Annotated in this window: 1 protein-coding gene; it reads right to left on the reverse strand. The window is 73.3% G+C overall.

Translation table 11 applies throughout. The annotated features are described in order from the left end of the window. Positions 1 to 4: 4 nt before the first annotated feature. Positions 5 to 9,496: a hypothetical protein gene (locus tag M2271_RS17245; protein ID WP_280888111.1), complete on the reverse strand. Its 9,492-nt coding sequence runs from the start codon at positions 9,494 to 9,496 to the stop codon at positions 5 to 7. Positions 9,497 to 10,021 lie beyond the last annotated feature (525 nt).

Consider the following 10,021-nt stretch of genomic DNA (forward strand, 5'->3'; position numbering starts at 1 on the left):
GTGCTCACCGGCCGAGGACGGGCAACTCTCTGGTGCGCGGAACACCGAAGAGGAAGTCCCCGTTCTCCTGAACCACGACCACCGGCGGCGTGTCACCCGGACCGAAGCAGTGGGCCTTGCCCTCCGGTCCGATGAGCACCACGACTTCGTCCAGTTCCCGGGCGACCACCGTCGCGGCCAGGGCCATGGACGATGCCGCGCGGGGGGTGAGCGCCAGAGCCAATCGGAGTCGCTGCACCGAAGTGAGATCCACCTCCCCGGCCGGCAGCGCACCGCCCTCGATGATCGCCCGCATCGACTGTGTGTCCGTCAGGACGACCCCGGCCCGTGCGAACGCCCGGATGGGCACGGGCCGCTCACCGTCGATCAGCGGTGAGCCGGCGGACAGATCGTCCCGCGTCGCCCGCTCGGCGATCCAACGGTGCAGGGCGTCCACCGCCGTGGCCGGGTCAGACCCGCCGTCGAGCAGGCCACGGAGGCCATCCGGCAGGCGCGTCAGATCGAAGACGCCGCTGCGCATCGCATGGACCAGCGCGGACCCGAGCCCGTCCGCGCCGTCGGCCACCCGGTGCAGGTCGAGCGGGACCTCCTCGAACATCGCGGTCCGCTCGCCGGTCCGCCGGTAGAGCTCACCGGTCCGCGAGGAGAAGGAGTGCGCCGCGGCCACGTCCGCGCCCTCCACCACGACCGGTGTGTCCGGCCCGCCCGACGCGGTGCCCGACGCGGTGTCCTCGGCGGCGCCGTCCGGGACGGCGAGCCGGTAGTGGTGGTCGGCGAGGCTGAGGACGATGTGCGGGCGCGGTCGCTCGGCGCCGTCGAGAAGGCCGGCGAGCGTGCCGGACGTATCGCCGGTTCCGGGACCGTCACGGAAGCCGGCGAAGTCCTGGAAGCTGCCGTCGTCACGCACCACAGTGACCCGGGCGCCGAAGACGCGGGCGGCCAGCACGGGCAGCAGGTCGGCGCCGGAGTGGTCCCAGCCGGTGTCGGCGTCCGCGTCGGCGGGGCGCCGGAGTTGGGCGGTGGCAAGGGCCGCGCGGACGTCCTCGGCCAGGTTCAGCGCGTGCGGGATCAGACCGCCGAGCCCGTCGAACTCACGGCGCGCCGGGGTGTCCCGGCCGAGATCGAGCCCCGCCTCAGCGATCTCGGCGGCGGTGAAGGTGTCGGCGGCGTCCGGGGCGGCGAAGGCCAGCAGGTCGGCGTCGGCCGGGTCGGTGAGCCTGGCGGCCATCAGCTGCCTCAGCCCGGCGACGGCTGCTTCCGGGTCGGCGAGGTCCACACCCGCGTCCACCAGCAGCCGTGGGGCCGTACGCCGCAGCCCCTCGGCGAGGGCGCGGTAGAAGGACTTGTCCCTGTCCACGTCGTGCAGGGTGTACGTGACGTGGTCCGGGGAGGTGAGCCCGGCGCCGGGGCCGGTGCCGCCGCTCCGCGTGTAGACGGGCCGGGCCGAAACGGCCGGGCCGACGGCTTCGGGCGGCGGGGTGAAGGTGACCTCGGGGGGCTCGGCGAGCCCGTCGAGCTGCCGACGGCCCTCCTCGGTGGCGTTCAGCTGATGCCATCGGGTGAGTTCGTCCGCGCCGACGCGTACCCGGTGGTACTCGTGTGCGGCGCGGTCCGCCGTACCGCGCAGCGCGGTCAGCTCAACACTCCGCGCGTGGAAGTTCCGGCGGGCGGCGTCCAGTCGCGCGGTCGCGGCGTCGAGCCGCCGGGTGGCGGCCCGGTGGGACAGGTCGGCCGCGTCACGCCGCGCGGCGGCCTTCGCCTGCTCCGCGCCCCGCCGCGGGGCGGGCGCCGCGCCCGGACGGCCGTCCCGCGCCGGGCCACTGTCCCCGGGCGCGGGCCGGTCCGGACGGGCAGCGGCCGCGTGCGGGTCGTGGCCTATGTCCCGGCCGGGTCCGGCGTCGTCGGCCGGATCCCGACGGGTCACCGGCGCGGCGGTCCCCGCCTGCCGCACCCCGTCGGCCGCCGCGGCGGCCGCGTCCCGGGCAAGGTTCAGGGAGCGGGAGGTGGCGTCGGCCGCGGTCCGGGCCGCGGCCACGCCGCGCAGGGCGGCGTCGACCGCCTCGCGCAGGCCGACGGCGGTGCGGCGCTTGGCCCAGTAGGCCTTGTCCGCGTCGACCCAGGCCTTGCCCGAGCCCGCGACAGCGTCCCATGCCTTCCCCACCCGGCCGGGGAAGTTCCTGTCGCTCACCATGCCCAGTTCGCGGGCGATGTCCTCCCGGACCCAGGCGACCGTGTAGGCCTGGGAGCCGACCTCCTGCTGCCCCGGCCTGGCGTGCCCGAAGACGCCCTGGGCCCATGCGCCGAGCGCCGAGTCCTTGATGCCGCGGTGCACATCGGCCACGCTGAGCCAGGTGGTGGGGATGGCGAACAGGAACGTCCGGCCGGTTTCCGGTTTGACGTTGATCGAGCCCAGGTGTTCCCCGCCGATCGTGGTCCCGTCACCGTCCGAGGTGTACGGGCCGGTCGTGGTGGCGCTGTACTGGTTCTGGCCGAGGGCGGAGTCGACGAGGAACCCGCCGCCGAGCGCCGAGTCCTGGACGCTCTCGTGCGCCACCGAGGAGCCGCCGCCCTCGGTGACCCGGTGGAGCGCCTCCAGTTTCATGCCGTCGGCCACCGTGAGCAGCACGGCGCCGCCGAAGTCGGGCTTGGAGTACAGCGCCAGCGCCGCGGTGTCCGTACCGGCCAGGTGCTTCTCCGCGAGGCCCGGCACCGCATAGCCGGTGCTGGTGACGGTGCGGTCCCAGAAGGTGGTGAGCGACGCGTTGGCGGTGCCGTCCTCCAGCGTCTGCGCGGAACCGGAGCCCGGCCGGGTGAGGCTGGTGTGCGTCGCCCGCCGGACGATGTCGTGCGGGCTGTCCCGCTCCTCCCAGTGGAATCCGTGCTGGTAGGACCTGGCGATCGCCGCGTTGTTCGCCGCCTGGATGTTCTCCTGCCCGACGATCCTGCGGACCTGGAACCCGTTCTCCGGGAAGGTGAACGGCTTCAGGGTGCCGTCCCCGTGACGGGTGGCCTGGTCCATCACCAGCGCTGTCCGGTCCAGCCGCAGCCGAGGGTCGGGGAGGAGCCGGGGCGGGCTCAGCCGGGGGTCCGCGGCGGGCATGCCTGCGGTGCGCACCGGGGCCATGAGGCTGAGCGGTACGTGCTCGCGCACGCTGCCGACGTCGCCTTCCTCGGTGAGCGTCGTCCTGCCGACGGCGTTTCGCCACGCCTCGGCCAGCCGCCCGCGCGGCGGCCGCTCCCTTACTGCGCCCGCCTCGGCCGGGCCCGTCCGAGGCGCCGGGTCGTCGTCCGCCTCCAGGGTGAGGCGCAGCCGGTACGGGGTGGTGACCTCGGCGTACGGTTCGGTGGACGCGGCCCGGTGGATGGTGATGCTGGTGTTGGTGTGGCCGGAGGAACGCGTGCGGCGAGCTGAGCCGGTCTCGCCGTACGTCGGCCCGGCCGCCACGACCGCCGCGCCGTGGGTGGACGTGCCCTCGCTGACGGTGACCCCCAGGTCGGCGCCCGAGGTGAAGTCCGAGCCTTCGTGGACGGTCTCCATGCCGCGCCGGTTCTCCTCGAACTCGGTGCTGTGGTCGAGCATCTCGAAGTCGGGGTCTCCGGGGATCAGCTCGGCCCTCGCCCGGACCGTCCGGCCGCCGATCCGTGCGCTCCCCCAGCCGAGGGCGCCGGTCCGCACCGGAGTGGACGAGCCGACACCGGTCATCTCCTTGCTGAGGGCCCGCAGGGCGCGGGACGTCACCAGTGCGCGCACGCTCTCCAGGCCCGCCTCGTCCAGCCCCAGCCTGCGCTGCGCGGCACGCTCGAACGCGGCGAGCACGTCCGTGGGGTCCAGCACGTTGACGGGGTAGGTGCCGAACCTGTTGTGTTTCAGCCACGGCTGGGGCAGCCAGGTGCGGCCCGTGTAGCGGGGCACCTCCCCCATCGCGTCGTCGATCAACCGCAGCCGGTAGGCGCTCTTCTCCGGCACGTGCCCGAGCCAGCCGCCCGGCACCGAGGTGGTCCGCCCGGCCGCTCCGGCGAGTGCGGCCGGCATGAACGTCCGGCCTGCCAACCGCCTCCCGACAAGGCTGGAAACCGTCACCATCCGGTGCTCCGCCGTGCCTCCGACCAGTACCTGGTTGCCGAACTCCTTGCGGTTCGTGTCCGCCTGGACAGTCCGGACGACGGTCCGGCTCTTCGCCGCCGAACTCGACCAGGGGCTGATCACGACGCCGTAGTTGCCCATCACCCCGGGCCCGACCCGCTGGGGCTTGGTGTAGGACACCTGTCCGCCGAAGAAGAGCGTGGTGGACTTGCCCGTCTTGCCGGCGGCCTGGTGGGTACTGCCCAGCGTCAGCTCGCTGTCCATCGGCACCGAACCGGTCAGCGCCTGGAGGCCGTCCACCGTGGTGAAGTGCCGGAAGTCCGCCCGCAGTGACGCGTAGGGGCCCTTGCCCAACAGCCCTGTGCTGCTCCAGCCCAGCGGCCCGGAGCTCTGGTCGAAGTTGGCCGTCAGATACTGGGGCTGGAAGCCGCGCAAGACGGCTTCCCGGGCGGGAGCGCCCTCCTCGGTCAGCTGCCAGGCGCCGCCCGACGCGGAGCGCAGCACCTCGCTCGCGGCCTTGATGAGGCCGGGCGTCGCCACCACGGTGATGGTCGCGAACGGGTGCTGCTGGAGGTCGAGAAAGGCTTGCCCATGCCGCGCGCCAGGCCTTCCCGCGCCACCTGGACGCCACAAGTGGCCCTTCGCCAGCGCCAAGGCCTGCTCGGGCGCCATGGGCACGGACTCGATCCGGTCGCGGAGGCCCGCATAAGGGTTGGGCGTCCCGGGCCGGTGGGGATCGACGGCCGGCGCGTGCTGGTCCGGGATGCTGATCAGCACCCGGCCGAGCACCGGGCCGTGACCCACCGGCCTGCCGTCCGGACCGGTGCCGATCAGCGTCCCTTCGGGCCGGCTGACGACGAAGGGCTGGGTGCCCAGCAGCCCGGCGGAGGCCAAGCCGCGCACCAGGCCGCGGAACCGCCAGTAGCCACCCGTGCTGACGGTGAGGGACAGGTCGTAGCGGTACAGGTGGGACGGCGTGAGACTCACCGACATCGGCTCGTTGCCGAGGGTCGGGCCGAAGCCGGACTCGTTCTCCGTCTGCCGCCCCGAACGCCAGCCCGCGAGCAGTGTCCCGGCGTTGTCCGGGGCGCCGATGGCCGGGACGGCGTCCTTGCTCGGGTCGCGGAATATCAGCGAGCCCTCGACGCCGTATTCGAGCCCGCGCTTCCTGCCCGTCTGCCCGTCGCGACGCTCGATGCCCGGGGCGCCGTACCGCAGTTTGACGTCCTTCTGTATACCCCGGTAGCTCCGGTTGGTCAGATCACCGTGCAGCCAGACGTAGCGGTGGCCCTGGCCGATGGTGCCCGGTTCGTTCAGCCGGATCCGGATGCCGGTCGTGGTGAGCGCCTCCAGGGCGCCGGACATGCTCTGGTGCGACAGGACGCTCAGCACCTCCAGCGTGTTCGACAGCGCCGTCTGGTACGCCTGCGCGTCGCTCCACGGCGAGGACACCGGGCCGTCGTCCGCCTGCCGCGGGACGCCGGACGCGAGTGCGGCGCGGATGCGGCCGCCCAGGTTCACCGTGGCCGGCGGGGCGAGCCGGTCGAGGGGCGCCACCAGTCCCGGATACGCCTCGGCGACGGCCGCGAGCACCCGGTCGGCGAAGTGGTCCAGCAGTGTGCTGCCGCCGCCGTCGATGTCGCGGACGCGCCGGCCGTCGTCATGCGAGAACTCCTCCACCCGGTGCATGCCCAACGTGGGCGGATGGTCGGTGGTCAGATACGGCGGGGCGTACGGTTCCGGTGCGCCGTTGTCCACCGCCAGCCGGGTCATGTCGTCCCACCCGGCCAGTCGGCGCGCCTCGCTGCGCGTCATCCGGTCCACGCTCCAGGTGGGGAACTCCCGGGGCGGGGCGGTGCTGCCGCTGTGCCGTACGGAGACCGTCTTCCTGACCAGGTACAGGCCGGTCGGGTCCCCCTTGACCTGCCCGGCGGACCTGATGCCGCCGGATCCGCCCTGGCCCGCCGTGCGCGATGCCGACAGCACGTACCGGCCGGCGGCCCCGACCTGCAGGCGCAGGTCGAGGAGCCCGCCCGCGAGGTCGAGGAGGTTGAACGCCGGCCCCAGGACGGCTTCCAACGCCAGGCTGACGCCCTTGGTGCTGCTCCGCTCGTTGCGCACCGCCGAGGCGTTGATGTCCCGCAGTTCGGCCTTGGACGTCTCGGTGATCAAGACCGCCCGCTCGGGCACCATCCGTTCCACGACGAACACGCCGAGGGGCGAGTTCTCCTTGTCGTCGGCGAACAGCGCAAGCGTGGGAACCCGGCCGGCCGCCAGTCGGCGGGACATCCGCTGGAAGGCGTCGCTGGAGAAGAACGCGTCCAGCTCCCGGTAGGCGGTGCTCGCCGGCCGCACGCCGATCAGGTCGGCCGCCCAGTCACGGATCTTCGCTACCGGGCCGAAGCCCTCGGTCCTCACCAGCCGGTACTGCGTCTCCCCGTCGAGCCGCAAACTCCGGGGGATGCGGCCGGGTGTGGCCAGTGCCGTCACGCTGTCGGGCAGCCGCACCAGCAGCCCGTTGCGGACCGCGAAGCCGAAGTCGCCCTGACCGGCGGCGCTCGTGCGGGCGCGGGGGGCGGCGCGGGTGCTCGTGGCGGTGTCGGCGCGGGTGCTCGTGGCGGTGTCGGCGCGGGTGGCGGTGTCGGTGGCGGTGTCGGTGGCGGTGTCGCCCGCTATGGTCCGGCCGTCCGCGTCGGTGACCCGCAGGTGGTAGTAGACGTGTGTCAGGTGCACATGGGAGCCGTCCAGGGTACGGGTCTCCATCTGGCTGCTGTTCTGGTCGGTCTGCGTGTAGCCGATCTTCTCCGTGAAGCCCACCCGGCCGGCGATCCGGCCGAAGCCGCTGAACGCCGCCGTACTGACCGGGCCGAACGGGCCCCCGAGGCCGACCTGAGTGCTCGTCTGAACGGTCTTGCTCTGTCCGGCGGCCGTGACGGACCGGTGCATGGCGTCGACCTTGGCCGGATTGCCGTGGCCGTCGGCGAACTTCTCCCACACGGGGTAGTTGCGGGCGGTCAAGTGCAGGACCCGGGTCCGCCCGGCGTGGTCGGTGTACGTGAACGAGCGCCCCTCGCCGGTCAGGCCCAGCGGTCGGAGCTGGAGCGTCCGCCGAATGACGCCCTTCAGGTCAGTGCCGCCGGTGCTCTCGTCGGCCGGCCGGACGAGCGGCCGGCTCCGCAGCACGTTGACGATCTCCGTGACCACCTGCTCGACGCCCCGCAGGACGACATCGCTCTGCCCGAAGGTGCGGGGGCCGGCGAGGAACTCCCGTAACTGCTCTTCGGAGAGGCCCGGCAGGAGCGTCTCCAGCGCGTCGATGTAGGCGGGCATGCGGGTGCCGTCCGCGAACCGGCGCGTCACGGCTGGCAGCCGGACCGGCGGCCGGGCACCGCGGACGGCCCGGGGCGGCCTGATCTCGTCGAGCCTGGTGCCGATCCACTGCCCGGGCTCGGCGTTCCCCGTCGGTGCGGCGGTGGACGGGCCGGACCCGGTGCCGGACGTGCCGGACTCACCGCCAGGCGTGCCCGACTCGCCCGCGCGTGAAGGGGACTCGGCCGTGGACGTCCCGGACTCACTCGCCGGGGGCCGCTGCAGCGTCACGGTCACACCCGACAGCAGGGGCTCGCTCTCGGGGCGCTCCCGACCGGCCCGCTCGCCGCGGACCGAATCGGCGCCGGCCCCTGCGCGCGGACCGGATCGCAGCGCCTTCAACTGGGGAGCAGTCGGAACGAGGCCCAAAGCCGGATCGGTGACCCGCCCACGCTCACCGGACCGCAGGGGCTCACGATCGGTGCGAACCTGAAGCTGCTCCGAGCCCCGGTGGTCAGGCCGCCGAGGGACCTGCTCGGCATGATCCGAGTGGCCCATCCGCTCGGAACGGGACCCGACACGGGCCGATTCCGCGCGGGCCGACTCGGGGCGGAACCCGGCACGGGCCGGCTCGGTCTCCGGCGCCCGCCCGGATCCGGCGCCGGACGACGGCCGGTCCTCCATGACGGTCCGGCCCTCGGGCCGCCCGGCGGCGGCGCCCCCGGAGCCGCGCGATTCGCCGCCATCGTGCGACGAGTCGTCGTCGCGCCCCTCCGAACGGTCCCGCTCCGGCAGGCCCTCGTCGATGATCCGCTCCAGACGTCCGGCATCCACCGGCTCGTCAACGCCCCGGCCCAGTTCCTGACGCAGGGCCCTCGTCCGCTCGTCGTACGACAGCGAGTCGTCCAAACGCCGCTCAAGTTCCGCGATGCGCTCACCCACGGCGGCCACCTCGCCGTCCCGGCCACGCAACAGGTGCTCGGTACGCTGCGCGCTCAACCCCTCGATCCGGGCCCGCAGATCAGCCACCGTCGCCCGCCGGGCCTCCTCCTGCCGACGTAGATGCTGCTCAAACCAGTCGAACGCGCGCCCAGCGGCCATCGGCGCAGAAGCCTCGTCAACCTCCTCCAGCCACCGGGCAGCCCGCGCGTCACCACCGTCACGAAGAGCACCAAGCCGCTCACGCAACTCACCCTCATCCGGCACCACGCGACGATCACGCGGACCGTCGTCAAAGTCGTCGCGCCTCAACCCGTCCAAGCGGTCCTGCAGCGACCCGCTCTCCTGGTAATCCCGCAGCTCAGTCAGCGCCCGTTGGGCCTCCTCCGCACTGCGCGCCTCCTTCATCAGCGCCCGCAGCTCACGCTCCCGCTCGTCGCCGGCCCGATCCAGCCCCTCCAGCCGCTCCCCCAGCCCCTTCTCGCTGGGGGCAGCCCGCTCGTCCGAACCCAACCTGTCCAGACGGTCCTGAAGAGCCTGGTCACCACGCTCCTGCTCGCGGTACCGCTCCAGCTTCTCCAGCGCACGCACCGCATCCCGCGTGCTGTCCGCAGTGGTGAGCCGCTGCCGCAGCGCCGCCTCCTCCCCGGAAACATCCCCCTCGGTCAGGCGCTCCAGACGGTCCCGCAAAGCCGCCGTCCGCAGCAGATCCTCCAACCTGGCCGGCAACCCCGCCGCCTCCGCATCATTCTCCGTACCGGCAAGCTCCTGCCTCACCCGCTCCAGCTCGGGGTCGAACGACCGCGCGGCGTCCTTCCCCGTCAGCACCCCCGCCGGCACATGCTCCTCGACATACGCGGTGTACTCCCGCAACCTGCTGTCCAGCAGCGCCACGTCACCACGGCGCCACGCGCCCTCGACCGCGTCCGCCTTCCGCTGCCACCCAGCACGAGACGCCCCCAGCTCACCGAGCCGCTCGAAACCACCGTCGACATGCGCCCGGAACACCTCCAACTGCTGGGCCAACACCCGCATGTTGGCGCGCTCACGGAACTCTTCCAGCCCACGAGCGGCCCGACCCCAGTCATCCGCCCCCAAAGCCTCGGTGACCCGCTCGCTCAAGGCCAGCCGGTCGCCCTCCGGCATCCCCGCCTCACGCGCCACCCGGTTCAGGGCGTCAACCCGCAGCTCTGCCTCCGCCCGCGGTGAAACCACCCCGTCCGACGAAACGGCAGGAGCACCATCGATCACACTCGGCTCCCCCAGACCGTCCCGAGGAACACTCAGGCCCTCCAATTCCACGAACCGACCCTCCCGGAAGCCCCCCGGCCCACCGGAATCCGGGCCCGGTGACCCCAACTCCGGGCCCGCCCCCGCGCGTTCCTCACCAGTGCCGCCCGTGAGACCGCCGCTCTCCTGGAGATCCACCGACGTCCGATCCCCGCCGGACACGGGAAAGGCGGTCTCGGTGACACCGTCCCCGCCAACGGGCTCCCGCACCGTCTGCAGACGCACCGGCAAGGCCACCTCCGGGCCACCGCTCTCCGCCCCGTGTCCCCCATCGCCGCCCAACGCCTGGGAGCCGCCCCCCTCTTCCCCGCTCTGCGGGGCCGAGGCCTGTGGCTGCTGCGGTCCGGACTCCTCGGTCGGGATGCGCGGCGGGGTCACACCCTCGTCCCGCACCGCCGG

The organism is Streptomyces sp. LBL, assembly GCF_029893585.1.
Lineage (GTDB): Bacteria > Actinomycetota > Actinomycetes > Streptomycetales > Streptomycetaceae > Streptomyces.